Source organism: Nonomuraea sp. NPDC049419 (assembly GCF_040676995.1).
Classification (GTDB): domain Bacteria; phylum Actinomycetota; class Actinomycetes; order Streptosporangiales; family Streptosporangiaceae; genus Nonomuraea; species Nonomuraea salmonea.
In genome coordinates this window covers 236474-256734 of record NZ_JBFAQB010000002.1, presented here as the reverse complement: position 1 = coordinate 256734, position 20261 = coordinate 236474, and the positions used below count along the sequence as shown (strand labels likewise).

The 20261-nt window shown below is 71.5% G+C and carries 19 protein-coding genes; 12 read left to right on the top strand and 7 right to left on the bottom strand.

The window, feature by feature from the left end; genetic code table 11:
- Positions 1-36: 36 nt before the first annotated feature.
- Positions 37-459, bottom strand: a complete 423-nt coding sequence (locus tag AB0K12_RS06520) for a hypothetical protein (RefSeq protein WP_364556174.1) — start codon at positions 457-459, stop codon at positions 37-39.
- 223 nt (positions 460-682) lie between these two features.
- Between AB0K12_RS06520 and AB0K12_RS06515 the strand changes: the two genes are divergently transcribed.
- Positions 683-1147, top strand: a complete 465-nt coding sequence (locus AB0K12_RS06515; RefSeq protein ID WP_364556172.1) for a hydrogenase/urease maturation nickel metallochaperone HypA — start codon at positions 683-685, stop codon at positions 1145-1147.
- On the opposite strand, the gene AB0K12_RS06510 is transcribed toward AB0K12_RS06515, so the two are convergent.
- Positions 1135-2427: an ArsB/NhaD family transporter gene (locus AB0K12_RS06510; protein WP_364556170.1), complete on the bottom strand. Its 1293-nt coding sequence runs from the start codon at positions 2425-2427 to the stop codon at positions 1135-1137. The two genes, AB0K12_RS06515 and AB0K12_RS06510, sit on opposite strands and share 13 nt — an antisense overlap.
- 155 nt (positions 2428-2582) lie before the next feature.
- Here AB0K12_RS06510 and AB0K12_RS06505 point away from each other — a divergent pair, with 155 nt between their 5' ends.
- The 5 genes from AB0K12_RS06505 to AB0K12_RS06485 all read left to right on the top strand — a co-directional run bounded on the left by AB0K12_RS06505 (position 2583) and on the right by AB0K12_RS06485 (position 7245).
- Positions 2583-3314, top strand: coding sequence for a class I SAM-dependent methyltransferase (locus tag AB0K12_RS06505; protein WP_364556168.1), 732 nt, complete (start codon positions 2583-2585; stop codon positions 3312-3314).
- A gap of 162 nt (positions 3315-3476) precedes the next feature.
- Positions 3477-3953, top strand: a complete 477-nt coding sequence (locus AB0K12_RS06500; protein WP_364556166.1) for a hypothetical protein — start codon at positions 3477-3479, stop codon at positions 3951-3953.
- A 115-nt stretch (positions 3954-4068) separates the two neighbouring features.
- Positions 4069-6312, top strand: coding sequence for a protein translocase subunit SecD (secD, locus tag AB0K12_RS06495; protein ID WP_364556164.1), 2244 nt, complete (start codon positions 4069-4071; stop codon positions 6310-6312).
- Positions 6313-6381: 69 nt separating this feature from the next.
- Positions 6382-6765 carry a VOC family protein gene (locus tag AB0K12_RS06490; protein ID WP_364556162.1) on the top strand — a complete coding sequence of 128 codons (384 nt, stop codon included), beginning with the start codon at positions 6382-6384 and terminating at the stop codon, positions 6763-6765.
- A gap of 108 nt (positions 6766-6873) precedes the next feature.
- Positions 6874-7245 carry a hypothetical protein gene (locus tag AB0K12_RS06485; RefSeq protein WP_364556160.1) on the top strand — a complete coding sequence of 124 codons (372 nt, stop codon included), beginning with the start codon at positions 6874-6876 and terminating at the stop codon, positions 7243-7245.
- On the opposite strand, the gene AB0K12_RS06480 is transcribed toward AB0K12_RS06485, so the two are convergent.
- Positions 7242-9332, bottom strand: a complete 2091-nt coding sequence (locus AB0K12_RS06480; RefSeq protein ID WP_364556158.1) for a SpoIIE family protein phosphatase — start codon at positions 9330-9332, stop codon at positions 7242-7244. The two genes, AB0K12_RS06485 and AB0K12_RS06480, sit on opposite strands and share 4 nt — an antisense overlap.
- Positions 9333-9425: 93 nt before the next feature.
- Positions 9426-10106, bottom strand: coding sequence for a TetR/AcrR family transcriptional regulator (locus AB0K12_RS06475; protein ID WP_364556155.1), 681 nt, complete (start codon positions 10104-10106; stop codon positions 9426-9428).
- Positions 10107-10205: 99 nt separating this feature from the next.
- Here AB0K12_RS06475 and AB0K12_RS06470 point away from each other — a divergent pair, with 99 nt between their 5' ends.
- From AB0K12_RS06470 to AB0K12_RS06455, 4 genes are all read left to right on the top strand, one after another.
- Complete coding sequence (locus AB0K12_RS06470; RefSeq protein WP_364556153.1) at positions 10206-11435, top strand: SGNH/GDSL hydrolase family protein; 1230 nt, start codon at positions 10206-10208, stop codon at positions 11433-11435.
- Between the two features lie 144 nt (positions 11436-11579).
- Positions 11580-12968: a xylan 1,4-beta-xylosidase gene (locus AB0K12_RS06465; protein WP_364556151.1), complete on the top strand. Its 1389-nt coding sequence runs from the start codon at positions 11580-11582 to the stop codon at positions 12966-12968.
- A 94-nt stretch (positions 12969-13062) separates the two neighbouring features.
- Positions 13063-13602: a VOC family protein gene (locus tag AB0K12_RS06460; RefSeq protein WP_364556149.1), complete on the top strand. Its 540-nt coding sequence runs from the start codon at positions 13063-13065 to the stop codon at positions 13600-13602.
- A gap of 226 nt (positions 13603-13828) precedes the next feature.
- On the top strand, positions 13829-14806 hold the full coding sequence (locus AB0K12_RS06455; protein ID WP_364556147.1) for a winged helix-turn-helix domain-containing protein: 978 nt from the start codon (positions 13829-13831) through the stop codon (positions 14804-14806).
- Between the two features lie 126 nt (positions 14807-14932).
- Here AB0K12_RS06455 and AB0K12_RS06450 read toward each other — a convergent pair whose 3' ends face one another.
- Complete coding sequence (locus AB0K12_RS06450) at positions 14933-16411, bottom strand: Nramp family divalent metal transporter (RefSeq protein ID WP_364556145.1); 1479 nt, start codon at positions 16409-16411, stop codon at positions 14933-14935.
- A gap of 172 nt (positions 16412-16583) precedes the next feature.
- On the opposite strand from AB0K12_RS06450, the gene AB0K12_RS06445 reads away from it, so the two are divergent.
- On the top strand, positions 16584-16955 hold the full coding sequence (locus AB0K12_RS06445) for a hypothetical protein (protein ID WP_364556143.1): 372 nt from the start codon (positions 16584-16586) through the stop codon (positions 16953-16955).
- Positions 16956-17217: 262 nt separating this feature from the next.
- Here the strand turns inward: AB0K12_RS06445 and glgC are convergent, their stop codons facing one another.
- Positions 17218-18453 carry a glucose-1-phosphate adenylyltransferase gene (glgC, locus tag AB0K12_RS06440; RefSeq protein ID WP_345386598.1) on the bottom strand — a complete coding sequence of 412 codons (1236 nt, stop codon included), beginning with the start codon at positions 18451-18453 and terminating at the stop codon, positions 17218-17220.
- 158 nt (positions 18454-18611) lie between these two features.
- Here glgC and glgA point away from each other — a divergent pair, with 158 nt between their 5' ends.
- Entirely contained in the window at positions 18612-19784 is a 1173-nt protein-coding gene (gene glgA, locus AB0K12_RS06435) for a glycogen synthase (RefSeq protein ID WP_364556141.1), read from the top strand.
- On the opposite strand, the gene AB0K12_RS06430 is transcribed toward glgA, so the two are convergent.
- The gene (locus tag AB0K12_RS06430) at positions 19785-20189 is read right to left on the bottom strand and encodes a nitroreductase family deazaflavin-dependent oxidoreductase (RefSeq protein ID WP_364556139.1); all 405 of its coding nucleotides are present in this window, start codon (positions 20187-20189) and stop codon (positions 19785-19787) included. It lies immediately after the preceding gene.
- Positions 20190-20261: the final 72 nt, after the last annotated feature.

Sequence of the window (20261 nt, the reverse complement as noted above, 5' to 3'; positions counted from 1 at the left end):
CCGATTTCGCCGGACCGGTACGCCGCCTGCGCGAGGTCAATGGTGGGGGATACCGGAGATGAGGAGATACCGGTACACCTCGTACGCGACGAAGGCCAGCACCGGCAGCCCCGCCACGATCAACAACCGGCGCGGCAGCGGTGCGCGTACGGCGGGCCGCGGCACCGGCTCCACGGGCAGCGCCGGCACCCTGGCGGGCGGCAGCGGGTCGGCCGCCACCAGCTCGGGATGGCGGTCGAGGTAGCCGGGCGGGAACGAGGTCAGTGACGACGACCCGCAGGCCGGGCAGCACGGCCCCGACCACGGCGGCTGCACGGGCACCCCGTGCTTGAGCCAGACCTGGACGGTGCGGCCGCGGCCGTCGCCGAGGTGCCTGACGACGTAGTCCTCCTCCCAGACGTGCAGGCAGCGCAGGCACTCGAAGAGCCAGGACTCGCGGGTATCGAACCCGTCGCGCACGAGGAACCACCCCCGAAGCAGCTTCAGCGTTCGCCTCGAGTGTGCGCCGGGGGCCACGTCCTCCTTCAAGGCGCGGTCGCGACACTTTGCGCTACACAATGGTCACCGTTTGTCATGTTGCGTGGTCAAGTGTTCCCTTGGTCAGGCGCGTTTGTGCAGGTCATCCGTGCGGTATGGGCGCTTCTGGAAGCGGCCGGACGGCCGGCACAGGAGGAGGGGATGGATGCGGGGGTACGAGAGCGGGCTCTGCGCGGAATTCGTCGAGGTGATCCACCGCCAGGCGGCGGGGCGGCGGGTGTCCGCGGTGCGCGTACGCGTCGGGGCCAGGCACGCGGTGGCCGCCGAGACGTTCAGGCAGGCCTTCTGCCGGGCCGCCCGCGGCACGGCCGCGCAGGACGCGGCGGTCCACCTGGTCGTCTCCCCGGTGACGATCGACTGCGACGGCTGCGGCAGGCGTGCGGAGTCGATGGATCCGCCGCTCAGGACGACCGCCCGCGCCCGGGTCGCGGCCGGCACGGCCGGACCCGCGCCCGGCCCTTCGCTGGACGACTTGGACGAGCTGGATGAGCTGGACGGGACTTACGTGTGCCCGCGCTGCGCGGGCGGCCGCGTGACCGTCAGCGGCGGTGACGAGCTGGCGCTGGAGGCCGTCTGGTTCCGTACTCAGGCGAGCACTCAGACCAGGTAGCGCAGCCACAGGTACGGCGCGCACAGGGCGACCGTGACCACGGTGACGACCAGGCCATAGCGGGTGAACTGCCAGAAGCTGATCGGGGTGCCGTTGCGGGCGGCGATGCCGAGCACCACCACGTTGGCCGCCGCCCCGACGGCCGTGGCGTTGCCGCCCAGGTCGGCGCCGAACGCCAGCGCCCACCACAGCACCTGCGCGTGCTCGTTGCCGCCGCCCGCCTGGACGAGGTCGGCCACGATGGGGCTCATGGTGGCGACGTACGGGATGTTGTCCACGATCGCCGACAGCACGCCCGACGCGCCGAGCAGCACCATCGTGGTCAGCCCCAGCCGCCCCTCGGTCGCGTCGGCCGCGGCCTGCGACACCTGCTCGATCACGCCCGTGTGCACCAGCGCCCCGACCATGACGAACAGCCCGGCGAAGAACACCAGCGTCGGCCACTCCACCTCGCGGATCGCCTCCGACGTGGTGATCCTGGTGGCCGCCACCAGCACGCCGGCGCCCAGCACCGCCACCACGGACGGCTCGTAGTGCAGCACGGGATGCAGCACGAACGCCACCATGACCAGCGCCAGCACGGCCAGCGACTGCCACAGCAGCCGCCGGTCGGCGATCGCCTCGCGCTCGTCGAGCGCCATGACCTCGGCCGCGCGCTCCGGGTCGTAGACGAAGGACTTGCGGAACAGGAACCGGCACATGCCGATGAAGACGACCATCAGGACGACCACCATCGGCGCCATGTGCACGAGGAAGTCGTTGAAGCTCAGCCCGCCGCGGCTGGCGATGATGATGTTCGGCGGGTCGCCGACCAGCGTGGCCGCGCCGCCGATGTTCGACGCCATCGCCTCCGCGATCAGGAACGGCACCGCGTTGAGCGCCAGCCGCTCGCACACCAGGAACGTCACCGGCGCGATCAGCAGCACGGTCGTCACGTTGTCCAGCAGTGCCGAGGCCAGCGCGGTGATGACCACGAGCAGGACCATCAGCCGGTACGGCCGGCCCTTCGCCCGCTTGGCCGCCCAGATCGCGAGATATTCGAAGACCCCGGTCTGTTTCAGCACGCCGACGATGACCATCATCCCGAGCAGCAGGAAGATGACGTTCCAGTCGACGCCGGTCTCTTCCGAGAAGAACGCCGCCTGCGCGTCGGTGGCGTGGATCAGCAGCATGACCCCGGCCCCGCCGAGCGCCGCGGCCACGCGGTGCACCTTCTCGCTGGCGATCAGCGCGTACGCGAACAGGAACACCGCCACCGCGGCCCATGCGATGAACGTCACGAGCGGGCCTGCGGGGACAGCGTGCTGGGCATGCGGCGAGTGCCTCCTCAAGGAATGACGACGACCATCGCCGACCAGACTTCCCGGCACACCTGTCACCAACGTATCAAGCCGCGCCAAACACCACACCATCAGGAGCGGCGTAGCGTGATCGCATGGCCGACACACATTTCGAGCACCCCCGTCTCGCCGCCGTCTACGACCCCCTCGACCCCGATCGCAGCGACCTCGACGCCTATGCCGCCGTCGCCGCCGAGCTGGGGGCGCGCCGGGTGCTCGACGTCGGGTGCGGGACGGGCACGTTCGCGCTGCTGCTGGCCGGGCGCGGGCTCGACGTGACCGGCGTCGATCCCGCGGCGGCCTCGCTCGACGTGGCGCGGGCCAAGCCGGGCGCCGATCGGGTGCGGTGGATCCACGGCGACGCGACGGCCGTGCCGCCGATGTCGGCCGACCTGGCCACCATGACCGCGAACGTCGCCCAGGCGATCGCCGAGCCCGCCGGCTGGTCGGCCACCCTCGGCGCCGTGCACGCGGCCCTGCGGCCCGGCGGGCACCTGGTGTTCGAGACCCGCGACCCGGCCAGGCGGGCGTGGCTCGGCTGGAACCGGGAGGAGACGTACGTGCGGGCCGACATCCCGGGGGTGGGCGTGGTGGAGCACTGGGTGGACCTGCTCGACGTCAGCCTGCCGCTGGTCACCTTCCGCGGCACGTACGTGTTCGCCTCCGACGGCCAGGTGCTGACCTCGGACTCCACGCTGCGCTTCCGCGAACGCGACGAGGTCACGGCCGACCTCGCCGCCCACGGCTACACGCTCAAGGACGTCAGGGACGCCCCCGACCGCCCAGGCCGCGAGTTCGTCTTCCTCGCCGAACACCCCACCACCTGACGGCCCTCGCCACCTGACGGCCCTCGCCACCTGACGCCACCTGACCACCCCCCGCCCGGTCCGGCGGGCTCCCCCTTCACCCCCGCCCGCCTGACCTCTGCGCGGCGCGGTGCCGGGCGGGCCTGGGGCGGCTAGGGTGAGGCGCGAAGGGAGGGGAGCGTCATGCGTACTCGGCTGCCTGCCGCGCTGCTCCTTCTCCTGTCCTGGTTCCTGCCGCCCGCCGCCCACGCACAGGCCGTCCACGCACAGGCCGCCCACGCACAGGCCGCCCACGCACAGGCCGCCCACGCACAGGCCGCCCACGCACAGGCCGCCCACGCACAAGCGGCCCACGCGCAGGCCGTCCAGCACCTCGCCGCCCACGCGGCCGTTCAGGCGGCTGCCCATGCGGCTCCTGGGCGGGCCGAGCAGGACCACGCGGTGTTGCGGCAGGTGCCGCAGTTGCCGCCGGTCGTGCGGGTCTGGTCGCCGTTCTGGGCCGGCGGCGCGGTGCCGGGCGGGGTCGCCCCGCCGCAGCCTGAGCAGGGCGGATCCGGTGGCTCATGGGCGGTCGTCGTCCCGCGGGCCGCCTGCGGCGCTCCGGCGGGATGCCGGCCACCGGCGACGCCGCCTCGCGCGCCGCCTTCCACAGGGCACTGACGACGTCCCTTTCCTGACGACCCGCCCCCGCACGTCGCTCCCGCGATGCGCGCGACCCTCCCTGCCCGCTGGGCAGGTGTGGGCGGAGGGCGGGCCAAGCCCTGTGGAGGCTCCCATGAAACGTGCGCCGCTCTGGCGTGCGCTGGCGGCCTGTGCCGTCATCGTGATCTCAGTGATCGTCAGTTTCTCCGCCACGCCGCGTCTAGGACTCGACCTGCGTGGCGGCACCCAGCTCGTCTTCGAGACCAAGGACTCGCCCACGGTCAAGGCCGACGCCGCCGCCACCGACCGGGCGATCACCGTGCTGCGTCAGCGGGCCGACGCGCTCGGCGTGGTCGATCCCACCCTGGTCCGCTCAGGCGAGAAGCGGATCATCGTCGAGCTGCCGGGCGTGCTCGACCCCCGGCAGGCTGCCGAGGTCATCGGGCGTACCGCGCAGCTCACCTTCCACGCCGTGCTCGGCACGGCGGAGGAGGGCGACAAGTCGGCCGTACGCGATGAGAGCGGCGCGCCGCTCAAGATCGGCCCCGCCGTCATCACCGGCGACGGCGTCACCGACGCCGCCGAGCGCAGCGACCCCCAGCGCGGCCCGGGCTGGTGGGTCAGCATCGACTTCCGCGACGGCGCGGCGTGGGCGAAGCTCACCGGCGAGGCCGCCTGTCACCCGTACGGCGACCCGAAGCGCCGCGTCGCCATCGTGCTCGACAAGGAGGTCATCTCCTCGCCGTCGGTCGACCCGTCCGTGGCCTGCCGCGTCGGCATCCCCGGCGGCAGCACCGACATCACCGGGTCGTTCACCCACGAGGAGGCCCGCGACCTGGCCGTGCTGATCAAGGGCGGCGCGCTGCCCGTGCCGCTCGACCTGGTGGAGCAGCGCACGGTCGGCCCGACGCTCGGCGAGGCCGCCATCAAGGCCAGCGCCGAGGCCGCGGTGACCGGCCTGCTGCTGACCGCCGTCTTCATCGTGGCCGTCTATCGCCTGTCCGGCCTGCTGTCCACGATCGCCCTGCTCTGCTACGGCCTCATCTCCTACGCCGCGCTCGTCGCGATGGGCGCCACCTTCACCCTGCCGGGCCTGGCCGGGTTCGTGCTGGCCATCGGCATGGCCATCGACGCCAACGTGCTCGTCTTCGAACGCGCCAGAGAGGAGTACCAGCAGGCGCGGAAGAGAGGGCTGCGCGCGGCCCTCGTCCGCGGCTTCAGGAACGCGTGGAGCGCGATCGCCGACTCCAACATCACGACCCTGATCGCGGCCGGGCTGCTGTTCTGGCTCGCGTCGGGCCCGGTCAAGGGGTTCGGCGTGACGCTGGGCGTCGGCGTGATCGCCTCGCTCGTGTCGGCCATGGTCATCACCCGCGTGCTCACCGAGGCCGTCATGAACAGGGCGGGGCCGCGTGTGTCGGGGCTCGGCTCGCCCGGAGCCGTCAGGACGTGGCTCAACCGCAGGAACCCGCAGCTCATGCGAGGACGCAGACTGTGGCTGGCGATGGCCGGCGTGCTGGCGGCGGCGGCCGTCGCCGGGCTGGCCGTGCGCGGCCTGAACTTCGGCGTCGAGTTCACCGGCGGCCGGCTCGTCGAGTTCGGCACGTCCAGGCCGGTGTCCGCCGAGGCCGCCGGGCAGGCCGTCGCGCGGGCCGGGTTCCCCAGCGCCGTGGTGCAGACCGGCGACGACGGCGTCACCGTACGCGCCGCGCGGCTCGGCCTTGAGGAGACGGCCAGGATCGAGCAGGAGCTGAGGGCCGAGGCCGGCGAGGTGACCAAGCGGCGCGAGGAGTTCATCGGTCCCAGCCTGGGCGAGGAGCTGCGCCGCAACGCGCTCATCGCGCTCGGCATGGCCGTCGCCATGCAGCTGGCCTACCTCGCCTTCCGCTTCCGCTGGACGTTCGGCGCGGCGGCCGTGACCGCCCTGGGCGTGGACGTCGTGCTGGTGAGCGGGATGTTCGCCTGGCTGGGCAAGCCGATCGACGGCGTGTTCCTGGCCGCGATGCTGACCATCGTGGGCTACTCGGTCAACGACAAGGTGGTGGTGTTCGACCGGGTCAGGGAGCTGTGGGCGATCCGGCGCAAGGAGCCGTTCGCCTCGTCGGTGAACGGCGCGATCCTGCAGACCCTGCCGCGTACCGTCAACACCGGCCTCGGCGCGCTGTTCATCCTGGTCGCGCTCATGGCGTTCGGCGGCGACTCGCTGCGGGACTTCGCGATCGCGCTGGTGACGGGCATCGTGGTGGGCACGCTGTCGTCCGGCTTCGTTGCCGGTCCCGTGGCGATCCTGCTGTCCCGCTTCGACCGCAAGCCGCCGCCCGCGCCGCCCGCTCCGAAGGTCAAGCGCGAGCGCCGGGGCACGGGAGCCGTCGTGTGACGCCCGGGGGCGGGGGGCCTGGTCTCCCCGCCCCCGCATCTCGGGCGCTACGCGGGGAACAGGTCCGGAATGGAGGTGCTGAGCAGCCGTGTGCTGCTGCGTCCAGGTGACCTTGAGCGCAGCCGCCGCTTCTACGCCGAGACCCTCGGCCTGGCCGTCTACCGCGAGTTCGGGCCGCCCGACCATCCCGGCACGGTGTTCTTCCTCGGCGGAGGCTTCCTTGAGGTCTCCGGCCAGGACGCGCCGGACGGCTCGGCGCACACCCTGTGGCTGCAGGTACGCGACGTCGCCCGCGAGGAGCGGCGGCTCAGGGAGGCGGGCGTCACCGTGCTGCGCGAGGCGCGCAAGGAGCCGTGGGGCCTGGTCGAGCTGTGGATCGCCGACCCCGACGGCCACCGCGTGGTGCTGGTCGAGATCCCTGACGACCACCCCCTGCGCCGCGACACCCGCTGAGCCCCGGGACCGGTCCCGGGCCGGGCATCGCATACTGGGGCGGCTGACGGAAGGCATCCCCTTCCGTACGATCCGGTAAGCGATCAGCAGCGGAGAGCTAGGAGAGTCATGCCCGCCACGATCACCACCGCCCTGGCGGTGGCCGCGTCCCTCGCGTTCGCCCCCGCCTCCACGACGGCGGCCCCCGCCACCGTGGCCCATGCCGCGGCGAAGAAGCCGAACCTGCGGGCCTGCTACGACGGCAAGTGCACCCTCACCCTCACCAAGTCCGTCTCGTTCCGGGTCAGCTCCCGGTACGGCATCACCCGCCTGGCCATCTCCTTCTCCTCCTCCAGGGTCCACGTCAAGGGCACGGGCCCGGGGGTGACCTCGCAGGCCTGGCTCGGCAAGGGCACGTCGGGGTCGGTCAACAACATCGGCGTCAAGGTGGTCTCGCTGTCCTCGGGCAAGGCCGTGCTGCGGCTCGCGCCGCGCCGCTAACCGGGCTCCCAGGAGTTGCGCAGGAGCAGCACGGCGATGTCGTCGGGACGCTGCTCTATCGCGGCCGGATCGGTGAGCGCGTCGGCCAGGCCGTGCAGGGGCAGGCCGGGCTCGGGGCGGAAGCGGGCGGCCAGGGCGGCCATGGAGTCGCCCAGGTCGATGCCGGGCTCCTCGATGAGCCCGTCGGTGTAGAGGAGCAGCACCGAGCCGGGCGGCATCGGCAGGGGAGTGGTCGCGTAGGTGGCCTCGGGGTCCACGCCGAGCAGCGGGCCAGGCGTGGTGTCGACGACCTCGCCGGGGCCGTCGGGCCGGCCCAGCACCGGAGGCGGGTGCCCGGCGCTGGCCAGGTGCACGGTGTGCGCGCCGAGGTCAAGGCAGACGTACAGGCAGCTGGTGAAACGGTCGGGGCTCAGCTCGGTGAGCAGCCTGTTGGTGTGCGCGAGCACCTCGCCGGGGTCGGCGCAGGCCGTGGCGTGGGCGCGTACGGCGGTGCGTACCTGTCCCATGAGCGCGGCGGCGGTCACGTCGTGGCCCTGGACGTCGCCGATGACGGCGGCGGCCATGTCGTCGCCGAGGCTGATCAGGTCGTAGAAGTCGCCGCCGATGTCCATGCCGGGGGTGGCAGGGACGTACCGGGCGGCCACCTCCAGGCCGGTCACCCGGGGCAGGGTGTGCGGCAGCAACCGCGCCTGGAGACACTGCGCGAGCTGGTGCTTGACGTCGTAGAGCCGGGCTCGCTCGAACGCCTGCGCGATCAGCCCGGCGAGCGCGGTCAGCGTGGCGCGCTCGTCGGTGCCGAAGGAGCGCGGGCGGTCGTAGGCGAGGACACAGGAGCCGATGGGGCGGCCCGAGGTGATCAGCGGCAGGAACGCCCACGCGCACATGCCGTCGGAGCGCAGCGCGTCGGGAGAGGCCTCGTGCAGCTCCTCCCACGTCGAGAAGAAGGCAGGGCGGTCGCCTCCCGACGGCGTGGGCCCGATCTCCGGGCGGCCGTCGAACTCCTCCACCGCCCGCCTGCTGAAGCCGCGCGACGCGGCCACCCGCTTCCTGCCGCCCACGGAGGTGAGGATGGCCAGCGCCTGGACGTCGTAGACGGGCATGACGTGGTCGGCGACCAGGTCGATGACCTCCTGCGCGGTCACCGCGCGGGCCAGTGCGGCGGCGAGTTGCAGCATCTCGTGCACGGCGATGACGCGCGGCGGCCGGCCGCCGGAGGCGTGCACGTCCATGGCGGCCGTGATGCGCAGGGTGACGCCTGACGGGCCTGGGAACATGCGGAACGACAGGGCACGCCCGCCGGGTGCGCGGGTGGTGACGTCGGTGATCTCGCGGCCGACGATGGCGGCGCGGTAGGCGTCCTGGAACACGGGGTCGCGCAGCCACGGGAGCGCGTCCCACAGGCGTTCGCCGATCAGGTCGGTCGGTGAGCGGCCGAACAGGTCGGCGGCCGGCGCGCTGAGCAGGGTCACGTGGCCGTCGGTGTTGAGCGCGCAGTGGCCCTCGGGCAGGCGGTTGAGGCAGTCGAGGGCGACGAGGCGCGGGTCGGCCTGGTCCGGCGGTCGCGGGGGCAGGATGCGGGGCAGCGGGCCCGCGGTGACCGGCCGGCCCGCCCTGAGCGAACCGTTGATCAGGCGGCCGATCTCGTCGCAGGCCCGCTCGATGACCTCGTGCTGCCGCTCGGTCAGCTCGCGGGTGCGGCCGGCGGGCCACAGCATCATGATCCCGCCGCAGACCCGGCCGTCGGCGCAGACGGGGGACAGGGCGGCGGCGAAGTGGTACGGCAGGGCCAGCGCGGCCTCGGGGAACTCGCGGGCCAGGTGCTCGCGGCCGGTGATCCAGATCAGCCGCTGCTCGCGGACGGCGACGGCGATGGGGATGGGGTCGCCGGTGCGCACCCTGGACCAGGCGCGGGCGATCGGAGCGGGCAGGCCGGTCACGGCGGCCATCTGGAGGACCTGGCCGCCCTCGTCCAGCAGGTACGCGGCGCCGATGTGGGCGCCGGCTCCGGTGACGGCCTCGATCAGCAGGGCGTCGAGGCGAGACGACTCGTTCGCCGCGCCGCGCCTGTGACCGCGCTCTTCGAGCACGTGCTCAGCGCACCTCGCTCACGGTAGGTGACCATGACCACCAGAAGAAACCTCGCATAAGGGCAGAATACGCTCAGCAGGGGAAACAATCCGTCACGTTCCGCTAATCTCCCCCTCCGCCCCCTCCGCCGAGTCCGCCGGGCCGGTGGGGGCGCAGGCGTCCGGGAGGTGGAGGCCGCGGGCCAGGAGCTGGTGGAGGTGGGCGCGGAAGCGGGCCAGCTGGTCCGGGTCGTCGGCGCCTAGACGCCCGCCGGTGCCGTCGAGGACGCCGCTCAGCACGAAACCGTGGATGCACCAGATCACTGTGTACGTCGTGTGCAGCGCATCGGCCCCGGCCGGCTCGGCCGGCTCGGCCATGGCGTTGACGATGTGCTGGATCAGCGGCTGCGCGCTCCTGATCTCCAAGTCGACCACGTCGCTGGCGTCGGACAGCCAGCGGTGCATCCACAGCGCGGCGATCTCCGGGTGGGCCACGCAGCCGTCCAGATAGGCGTCGATGAAGTGGCGCAGCGCCTCGCCCCGCCGTTCGGGCGGCGCCGCCAGCAGTTCGTCGGCCCGCTCGTTGATGACCGCCGCCAAGCGGTCGCGGGCCCGCCGCATGACCTCGAGGTACAGCTCCCGCTTGGCCGGGAAGTGCGCGGCGACCTCCGCCGGGTCGAGGCCCGCCGCCTCGGCGATCTGCGCGGTGGAGGTGACGTCGTAGCCGAGCGCGGCGAACAGACGGGTCGCCGTTCGCAGGATCAGCTCCCGGCGCTCGCGATCAGGAGAGTCCATGAACGCGACCCTAGGCGCGAGGAGCGGCCATGACCACGAGGTGATCGGCAAGCGGCGGTAAAAGCCCACCCGGCCCCGCCAAAGGGCGAAAGGTTCGATATGGTGCCGAAAATTTCGATCTCTCGACGGGAGCGCGCCGACATGGGCCAGGAGCCGATCCGCCCCGCCCGGCACTGGGTGACGACCTGGACGGCCATGCCCCAGCTCACCGAGCCCCACAACATGCCGCCGCCCCCGTACGCCAAGGAGGGCCTGAGCCTGCCCGACACGACGCTGCGGCAGACCGTCCGGGTGTCGGCCGGCGGCAGGCGGATGCGGCTGCGGCTGTCGAACGCGTTCGGCGGCGCGCCCCTGCCGCTCACCCGCGTCTCCGTGGCCCTGCCGCGCGGCGGCGCGGCCGGCGGGAGCGCGATCCTGCCCGGCACCTCGCGGCCCGCGACGTTCTCAGGACGGGCGTCGGCCGTCGTGCCCATGGGCGCGCACGTGGTGTCGGACCCGGTGGAGCTGGACCTGGCGCCGGGGTCGGTGCTGACCGTGACCGTCCACCTGGCGGAGGGGCTGGCGTCGGGGGAGCTGACCTCGCATCCCGGCTCGCGTACCACCTCCCACCTGATCGGCGGCGACCACGTCACGGCCGATGACCTGCCCGGCGCCACGCCCGTCGACCACTGGTACCTGCTCAGCGCCGTCGAGGTGTGGGCCCCGGCCGGCGTCGGGACGCTGGTCGTGGTGGGCGACTCGCTGACCGACGGCAGGGGCTCCACGACCAACGGCAACGACCGCTGGCCCGACCTGCTGTTCGACCGCCTGCCCGGCATCGCGGTCGCCAACCAGGGCGCGGGCGGCAACCGGGTGCTGAACGACGGGCTCGGCCCGAGCGCGCTGGCCCGGCTCGACCGCGACGTGCTGGCGCAGAGCGGCGCTCGGTGGCTGGTCGTCTTCGAGGGCGTCAACGACCTCGGCACCGCCCCGGCCACCCGGGCGGCGCAGGAGGAGGTCGCGCGGGCGCTGATCGCCGCGTACGAGCAGATCGTCGTGCGGGCGCGGGCCAGGGACCTGCCGGTGTACGGGGCCACGCTGACGCCGTTCGGCGGGCACGACCCCTACGACGACCCCGACGGGCACCGGCAGGCCGCGCGGCGCCGGGTCAACGACTGGATCAGGACGGCGGGCCGGTTCGACGCGGTGATCGACTTCGACGCGGCGGTCCGTGACCCGGCCGCGCCGCACCGGCTGGGTGCCGCGTACGACGAGGGCGACCACCTGCACCTGAGCCCGGCCGGCTATCGCGCGCTGGCCGCCGCGGTCCCCGCAACCCTGTTCGACTGACGTTCGCGCTGCTCGGCGGGCCTTTGCGCATCGGTAACGATTGCCTGAGAAAAGTCTGAGAAATTCGGCCCCGGCATGTGACCCCTCGCCCACTCGTGGAACGCTACGAGCGGCATACACGCGGTTGAAGTCAGGTGAGCACGGGTGGTTACGGACAACGGGGGATCGTTCTGGCGCAGGCTGGGGAGGGCCGCGGGCGTCACAGCCCTGGCGGCCGTGGTCGCGAGCTGCGGCGCCACCGGCACCGGCGGGCAGGGGGCCCCGCAGGGGACGGCGCCGCAGGAGACCTCCGCCGCGCCGCGGACCCAGAGCGCCGCTCCGGACGGCGACGCCGTCAAGCCGCCGCCCGTGGCGCAGGACTGGCCGCGCTGGGGCTTCACGCACACCGGCGTCAGCGCCAACAACGTCACCCGGCGCTTCGAGCAGGTGGTGGCCGGTTCGCTGGAACGCACGCCGATGCTGCAGAACCAGCACATCATGGGCTTCGGCGCGACGAACCCCGAGCCGTACCCCGGTGAGTTCTTCTGGGAGGACCTCGACAGCCGGCTCAACCTCATGAAGATGTCGGGGGCCACGCCGGTCATCACGCTGTGCTGTGCCCCCGACTGGATGAAGGGCGGCCCGCAGGGGCCCACCGAGGAGTCGGCCTGGGCCGAGCACCTGGAGGACGCCCCCTACCCGCAGCACTTCGACGACTTCGCCAAGCTGTCGGCCGCGGTCGCCGAGCGCTACAGCGACGTCAAGTACTTCCTGGTGTGGAACGAGCTCAAGGGCTTCTGGAAGGACCACGCCAAGCCGGCCGACTACAAGGGCTACACCCAGCTCTACAACAAGGTGTACGACGCGGTGAAGAAGGTACGGCCGGACGCCATGATCGGCGGCCCGTACATCGGCTTCGACAGCAACCGCAAGGGCGACTCCGAGCTGCGCGGCGACTGGGGGGTGGTCAACCAGCACGTGATCGACGCCTTCGACTACTGGTTCGAGCACAAGAAGGGCGCCGACTTCATCGTGGTGGACGGCGCCTCGCCCACCGACGCGCACGAGCTGCTGCCCGACGAGTTCGGCGCGCTGGCGAAGTTCGCCGACGTCACCGAATGGCTGCGGAAGAAGACCGGCGACATGCCGATCTGGTGGTCGGAGTGGTACTTCGTGCCCGAGGACGGCACCCGCTGGAAGGAGCCGAGGAGGCTCGCCGTGCAGGCCGTGTCCATGATCGAGATGGCCCGCGGCGGCGTGTCCACCGCCCTCTACTGGAACCCGCAGGCCAAGGAGGGCGAGTGCGTGGGCTGCATGTGGGACCCGCGCAGCGGCGCCGAGACCCCGACGGGCCGGCTGGTCGCGAACTTCACCCGCTGGTTCCCGGCCGGCGCCGAGCTCGACCCCGTCACCTCATCCGACCCCGCCGTGCGGGTGCTGGCCCAGCCCGAGCAGCTGCTGCTGGTCAACACCTCGGACGCGGCCGTGACGACGACGGTGGACGGCAAGGAGTACCGGCTCAAGGCGTACGAGATCAAGTGGACCGGCCGCTAGAGCCTGTGCGGAGTCAGCTCTCGGGAGTTGCCCGCTCTTGAGTGAGCGAGGACACGATCGGTATGCCCGTGCCCCCGGTTCCACGACGATCGGAATGAACAGCGGCGGCCAAGGGTTGGGCACGGGGACACAGAACCTCACGTACCCGAAGGAGCCCCATGAGCGCCCCCAGGAGAGCAGCCCGGTCGTCCGCCAGCTCAGGCTGGTGGTGGAGGCGGAGGACTACGAGGCCGCCGTAGCCTTCTACCGCGACGTTCTCGGCCTGCCCGAGCAGGCGGCCTTCAGCGGCGGCGACGGGGCGCGGGTGGCGATCCTGGACGCCGGACGGGCTACGCTCGAGATCGCCAACCCGGCACAGAAGAAGATGATCGACGAGGTCGAGGTCGGACGGCAGGTGGCGCCCAAGTTCCGGGTGGCGTTCGAGGTGGATGACGCTCACGAGACCACCGGGCGGCTGGTCGCCGCGGGCGCGGACGAGGTCGCGCCGCCCACGGTCACCCCGTGGGAGTCGCTGAACGCCCGGCTCGACGCGCCCGGTGGCCTGCACATCACGATCTTCCAGGAGCTCAGCACCCTTGAGGAGCGCACGTCGCACGACGCCTTCGCCACGGACGCCGACCGCTCGGGAGACTAGGCGACGGGGACCAGGCGACGGGACCAGGCGACGGGACGGCGACGGGGACCAGGCGACGGGGGCTAGCCGCCGGGGGCGGTTCTTGTGCGTACGGCCAGATCAGCCGTACCGACAAAGCACCTTCAAACCCTGCAATCGCACTGTAAGTCAGGAGAAAGCGGCATGAATAGGTTGGCTCACTGTCCGTAAGAGCCGACCTCTAGGAGCCGACGTAACCAGCACGACTGTGGGGAGCGAGCTGCACCTCACCTCCACGCCTCAGCTGTCCCTCTCGATCTCGCCGCATCTCACGGCGCTCGCCTGGATCACCGACGCCCTCGCCGGCCGCCGCAGGGGCCTGCCCGACCTGTGGCGCAAGGCCATCGGCGCCCGCGTCTCCCGTCTCGGACACCAGGCCGTACGCCCGCTCGCCGCCCCGGGCGGCCACGTGGGGCCCGACTGCCTCGTGCCCCGCCCGCCGGGCGACGGTGACGTCCCGATCCAGGACCAGCTCGCCGCCCTGCGCGACCTGCCGCCAGAGCGTCTCGTCAGCGACCTGGAGCAGGCGTTCGGCAGCGGGCCGCTGCCCGTCCAGTGGCGCTCGGCCGCCGAGCGGCCCCGCCAGTGGCTGCACGGCTACGCCGGCGCCGTCGCCGACGTCTGGACCGCCGCCGAGCCCCTCTGGAAGCGCGCCCGCGCCCTGCTGGACAAGGAGGTCACCAGGGTCGGCGTGGCGGCCGTGCGCGGCGGCCCCGAGCTGCTGCTCGGCGCGCTCAGCGACCGCATCACCTGCGGCGACGGCGGGCTGCGCGTCACGGGGCTCGACGGCGGCAGGCACGAGCTGGGCGACCGGCGGATCGTGCTGGTGCCGATGCTGGCCGGCAAGGACGCGGTCATCGCCGGGCTCGACGGCCCCGAGGCCGTGTGGATCGCGTACCCGCTGCCGGGGGCGCAGACGTTGTGGAGCAGGCCCGCCGCCCCGGCGCTCGACGAGCTGTCGGCGCTGATGGGCCCGGTGCGGGCCGACCTGCTCTGCGCGATCGGCCGGCCGATGACCATGAGCATGCTGGCGGCCGACATGAAGGTGACGCCGAGCAGCATCACGTACCACTGCGACCGGCTCAGGGACGCCCGCCTCATCACCAGGGAGCGGCGCGGCCGCGAGGTCTGGGTGGGCCGCACCCACCGCGCCGAGGAGCTCCTGGAGCTCTACCACCGCCGCTGACACGGGAAAGGGGCGCGCCGGCCGCAGCAGTCCGGCACGCCCCCTGTCTCTGCGCACGCTAACAACGCCCGATCAGCCTCGGAGATCACTTCGGCTAACGTGAAAGCTTCCTCCCTGTACGTCCACTCAGAACGTCACCAGCGGATCGCCGACGAAGTCCGCGATGAAATTAATAAAGAAGAACCCGAAGAACAGCACGTTGAGCACCAGGATCACGTAGTGCCACGGCCGCGGCCTGGCGGGGCGCGGCAGCTTGCTGTTGAGGTACATCAGCAGGAACGGATAGAGCAGCGCCCCCAGGTTCGACATGTTCGCCGACCACTCCACCAGGCCCACCGGCAGCGACTGGAAGATGATGATCGAGATGATGACCAGCAGGAAGAGCATGAACGGGTAGTAGAAGCGGCGCGGGTCGCCCTCGATCAGCCGGCGCAGGCGCGGGCTGGTGGCGTTGGCCGCGTCGGTGGTGACCCGGACCATCGCCTCGAAGATGCCGAGCTGCGTCGAGAACAGCACCAGCACCCCGACCACCAGCGCGACGTAGAAGACCACCCTGCCGTACTCGTCGCCCAGCGCGGAGGCCACGAACGTCGGCACGTTCGCCCTGGTCGGCCGCTCGCCAGACAGGGTGACCGCCTGCGCCATGAGCAGCGTGGGCAGCAGCATGCCGAGGATCGCGCCGACGAAGAACACGCCCCACATGTCGACCAGGAGCAGCCGGTACCAGCGCCGCCACAGGCCGCGGTTCTTCTCGTCGTCGGGGAAGGTGACGCCGCTGGCCAGGATCGCCTTCCTGTCGCCGCGCAGGCCGGAGATGTAGCCGACCCGGTGGCCCATGCCGTAGCCCTTGTCGCGGTAGTGGCCCATGATGTACCAGTTCAGGCCCGAGGCCAGCGCCGTGAACCCGGCCAGCGCGCCGAGCTGGGTCGCGGTGATGCCGGCGGGCGGAGCGGCCGGGGTGAGGAAGCCCCGGATGCCCTCCCACCACTGGCTGATCGGCACCACCAGCAGGTCCACGGCCAGCAGCGCGATGAGGATGGCGCCGATCAGCACCCAGTTGACCAGCTCCAGGACCCGGCTGATCCGGCGCGCCGCCGCGGTGATGAGGAACACCAGCACCAGCAGGCCGATCGCCCACAGGCGCGGCTCGACCGCGTCGGCGGCCGGCGGGACGCCGTGCACGAGCGCGTACACGCCCTGGCCGGCCGACGCGGCCCAGCCGCCGGCGATGAACGAGAAGATCACGATGAGCACCGACAGCGGCACCCACAGCGGCCAGCCCGGCGGCACCCGCCCCCAGCCGACCACGGGGGCCTCGCCGGTGGCGACGACGTAGCGTGAGCACTCGACGTTGTAGAACGTCTGCAGCAGCGCCGACACCACGATGACCCAGCCGACCCCGACGAAGCCGTACTGGCCGACGCTGAGCGGGCCGAGCAGCCATTCGCCGCTGCCGATGGAGATGCCGAGGGCGATCAGGCTGGGGCCGACGGCGTACTTGAAGAGTTCCTTGGGGCCGATCCTGGAGACCTTGAAGACCTCCTCCGGCGTGGGCAGATCGGCGACTTCCAGGTCAGGACGGCTGACTCCGAGTGGGTGCGACATCTCACTGCCTCCTGCCGCCCAGCGTGATCCCGGACTGCCGTCACAACAAGACCCAATTAGTCGTTCACGCTCCCGTAAGGCCACGAGCGGGTCAGGCGTGGCGGTATTCCCACCAACCGGACCGATTACGTAGAGTGATTGTCGTTGTCACACGGTGACTACAGGGGGAGATATGAAAGGTAAGCTCATAGCGGTCGGCGGCGTGCTCGCCACCGCTGCCACGTTCTGTGCCATGGCCACACCGGCCGAGGCGGCCGACCGCTGCGACCTCAGCGTCGGCGACCGCACCCACACGCTGCGCATCACGCCGTGGGGCGTGCACGCGGGCAAGCGCGACGCCAAGGCGTGCCAGGCCAAGGAGAAGTTCGAGGACGAGGACGACGACGACAAGTTCGAGGACGACGACGAAGGCGACGAGGCGGAGTTCGGCGGCTGGAACAACGGGTTCGGCCCCGGCTACGGCTGGGACAACGGTTACGGCGCCGCGCGTCAGGGCGACTGGAACGGCTACAACTGGCCGGGCACCTGGTACGGCCAGGAGTGACATCACCGGCCGATCCTGACTCATAGGGCCGGCCGTCAAGCCCCGGGGCGCTTTTCACAGTGCCCCGGGCACCCCTCCACCCCCTGTAGTACCCGCCGGCCTCCTTGGAGGCCCGCCCCCTCCCATGACGTCTCGCTCTCGGCCCCGCTGTGTCCGCACGGCGGGGCCGTCGGCGTGCCCGTCTCGCGCCCCGTCTCGCGCCCCGTCTCGCGCCCCGGCAGGTCGCGCCCCGGCCCGGAGCCGTCTCGCGACCTGCCGGGGGTCAGCGGTCGACGATCTCGTTCTTGCCGATCACCACGACCCCGCCCCTCGTCAGCGCGAACCTGCTGCGGTCGTACTCGGGGTCGAAGCCGATGCGGGCGCCGTCGGGGATGACGACGTTCTTGTCGATGATCGCCTTGCGCACGACCGCGCCCCGCCCGACCTTGACGTTCTCCATCAGCACGGAGTCCTCCACCAGCGAGTGCGAGTGGAGCACCACCTTCGGCGACAGGATCGACCTGATCGCGGTGCCGCCGGAGACGATCACGCCGGGGGAGACCAGCGAGTCGATGGCCCGCCCCACCCGGTCGCCGTCGTTGTGCACGAACTTGGCGGGCGGCAGCGGGTCGTGCCCGGTGAAGATCGGCCACTTGTCGTTGTAGAGGTTGAACACCGGATGCGCCGAGATGAGGTCCATGTGGGCCTCGTAGTAGGCGTCCAGCGTCCCCACGTCGCGCCAGTAGCCGCGGTCGCGCTCGCTGGAGCCCGGCACGATGTTGTGGGCGAAGTCGTAGACGTCGGCGCCGCCCGACTTCACCAGCATCGGGATGATGTTTCCGCCGAGGTCGTGCTTGCTGGAGGGGTCGAGCGCGTCCTCGCGCAGGGCGTCGATCATCGCCTGCGTCTTGAACACGTAGTTGCCCATCGACGCGAACACCTCGTCGGGGGAGTCGGCCAGCCCCACCGCGTCCTTCGGCTTCTCCCTGAACGCCACGATGCGGCGCCCCTCGGGGTCGGTCTCGATCACGCCGAACTGGTCGGCCAGCGACAGCGGCTGCCTGATCGCCGCGACCGTCACGTCCGCACCGGAGTCCTCGTGCTGCTCGACCATCTGCCGGGGATCCATCCGGTAGATGTGGTCGGCGCCGAACACGATGACGTGCTCCGGCTCCTCGTCGTAAATCAGGTTCAGGTTCTGGAACAACGCGTCGGCCGAGCCGGAGAACCATCTCGGCCCCAGCCGCTGCTGCGCCGGAACCGGCGTGACGTAGTTGCCCAGCATCGCCGACAGCCGCCACGTACGCGAGACGTGCCGGTCGAGGCTGTGGTTCTTGTACTGCGTCAGCACGACGATCTTCAGGAACCCGCCGTTCGCGAGGTTGGACAGCACGAAATCGATGAGCCGGTACATCCCCCCGAACGGCACCGCCGGTTTCGCCCGATCCGCCGTGAGAGGCATGAGCCTCTTGCCCTCTCCACCTGCCAGCACAACCGCAAGCACCCTCCGGGACCTCATGCCCAGGACGCTACCCCCAAATGGCCGATCTATCGACGAAAGGCCGCAGCGGGATCCTCCCGTGTGTCGGTATTTGCGATGCAATGTACGAACCGGAGTTGCCGAGCTTTGGTTTGTCGCTGTGTTCGCTGTGCTCAACCAGCCCGTAGTGTCGTCTCATGCGCGTTGATCTGCTCAGCAGGGAATACCCGCCAGAGGTGTACGGCGGGGCAGGGGTGCACATGGAATACCTGGCCAGAGAGCTGCGGAAGCTGGCCGACGTCCACGTGCGCTGCTTCGGGGCGGCCCGCGTCGAGCCGGGCGTCTCCGCCTACCGCGTGCCCGACGGCCTGGCGGGCGCGAACGCGGCCCTGCAGGTGCTCGGCGTCGACCTCGAGATGGCGGCCGCGTGCGCGGGCGCGTCGGTCGTTCACTCCCATACTTGGTACGCCAATTTCGCCGGGCATGTCGCGAAGCTGCTCCACGGCGTGCCGCACGTCGTCACCACGCACAGTCTTGAGCCGCTGCGGCCGTGGAAGGCCGAGCAGCTCGGCGGCGGCTACGCGATCTCCTCGTGGGCCGAGCGCACCGCCCTGGCCGCAGCCGACACGGTCATCGCGGTCTCCGATGGCATGCGGCGCGACGTCCTGGCCGCCTACCCCGAGATCCCGCCCGAGCGGGTCAGCGTGATCCACAACGGCATCGACACCACCCAATACGCGCCCGACCGCGGCACCGACGTGCTGGAGAAGTACGGCGTCGATCCCACGCGGCCCTACGTCGTCTTCGTCGGCCGCATCACCCGCCAGAAGGGCCTGGTCCACCTGCTGCACGCGGCCCGCTCCTTCGACCCCGCGGCGCAGCTCGTGCTCTGCGCGGGCGCGCCCGACACGCCGGAGATCGCCGCCGAGGTGACCGAGCTCGTCGAAGGGCTCGACCGCGCGGGCGTGTTCTGGATCCAGGAGATGCTGCCCAAGCCCGAGGTCATCCAGCTCCTGACCCATGCCACGGTGTTCGTCTGCCCGTCGGTCTACGAGCCCATGGGCATCGTCAACCTCGAGGCGATGGCCTGCGAGACGGCCGTCGTGGCGACGGCGACGGGCGGCATCCCCGAGGTGGTCGCCGACGGCGAGACCGGCCTGCTGGTGCCGATCGCGCAGGCCGACGACGGCACGCCGCACGACCCGGAGCGGTTCGCCGCCGACCTCGCCGAGCGGGTCAACGCCCTGCTCGGCGACCCGGCGCGGGCACGGGCGATGGGCGAGGCGGGCCGGGCCCGCGCCATCGAGCACTTCTCCTGGGAACGGATCGCCCACCGCACCATGCGGCTGTACGAGACGCTGACCGGGTGATCAGCCCACGCGTTCGAGCACGACGACCGGGATCTCCCTGTCGGTCTTCTTCTGGTACTCGTCGTAATCGGGCCAGGTCCTGGCCATGACCTGCCACATCTCGGGCTTCTCCAACGCCCCGGCCGTACGCGCGCGGGCCCGGAACTTGTCGCCCTTGACCTGCACCTCGACCTCGGGCTCCGCCAGGAGGTTCTTGTACCACTGCGGATGCTCGGGGTCGCCGCCCTTCGACGCCACCACGAGATAGTCGTCGCCGAAGCGCTGGTAGATGAGCGGGGTGGTGAAGGGCTGCCCGGACTTGCGGCCCTTGGTGGTCAGGAGAAGGACGACGGTGTTGTTCCAGTCGTGGCCTTCGGCCCCGTCGGTCTCCTGATAACGCCGAACGTGTTCCTTGCCGTAGAGCATGCGAACGCTCCTACCCAGGACGCGCCCGACCTCACCGGGAGCCGCTGTACGAGGCGGCACGCCAATGAGAGT

Coding starts and splice junctions, on each gene's coding strand:
- AB0K12_RS06470 (WP_364556153.1), top strand. CDS start 10,206: ATGGTGCCGAAAATTTCGATCTCTCGACGGGAGCGCGCCGACATGGGC.
- AB0K12_RS06505 (WP_364556168.1), top strand. CDS start 2,583: ATGGCCGACACACATTTCGAGCACCCCCGTCTCGCCGCCGTCTACGAC.
- AB0K12_RS06500 (WP_364556166.1), top strand. CDS start 3,477: ATGCGTACTCGGCTGCCTGCCGCGCTGCTCCTTCTCCTGTCCTGGTTC.
- AB0K12_RS06490 (WP_364556162.1), top strand. CDS start 6,382: ATGGAGGTGCTGAGCAGCCGTGTGCTGCTGCGTCCAGGTGACCTTGAG.
- secD (WP_364556164.1), top strand. CDS start 4,069: ATGAAACGTGCGCCGCTCTGGCGTGCGCTGGCGGCCTGTGCCGTCATC.
- AB0K12_RS06515 (WP_364556172.1), top strand. CDS start 683: ATGCGGGGGTACGAGAGCGGGCTCTGCGCGGAATTCGTCGAGGTGATC.
- AB0K12_RS06475 (WP_364556155.1), bottom strand. CDS start 10,106: ATGGACTCTCCTGATCGCGAGCGCCGGGAGCTGATCCTGCGAACGGCG.
- AB0K12_RS06430 (WP_364556139.1), bottom strand. CDS start 20,189: ATGCTCTACGGCAAGGAACACGTTCGGCGTTATCAGGAGACCGACGGG.
- AB0K12_RS06460 (WP_364556149.1), top strand. CDS start 13,063: ATGAACAGCGGCGGCCAAGGGTTGGGCACGGGGACACAGAACCTCACG.
- AB0K12_RS06450 (WP_364556145.1), bottom strand. CDS start 16,411: ATGTCGCACCCACTCGGAGTCAGCCGTCCTGACCTGGAAGTCGCCGAT.
- glgA (WP_364556141.1), top strand. CDS start 18,612: ATGCGCGTTGATCTGCTCAGCAGGGAATACCCGCCAGAGGTGTACGGC.
- AB0K12_RS06485 (WP_364556160.1), top strand. CDS start 6,874: ATGCCCGCCACGATCACCACCGCCCTGGCGGTGGCCGCGTCCCTCGCG.
- glgC (WP_345386598.1), bottom strand. CDS start 18,453: ATGAGGTCCCGGAGGGTGCTTGCGGTTGTGCTGGCAGGTGGAGAGGGC.
- AB0K12_RS06445 (WP_364556143.1), top strand. CDS start 16,584: ATGAAAGGTAAGCTCATAGCGGTCGGCGGCGTGCTCGCCACCGCTGCC.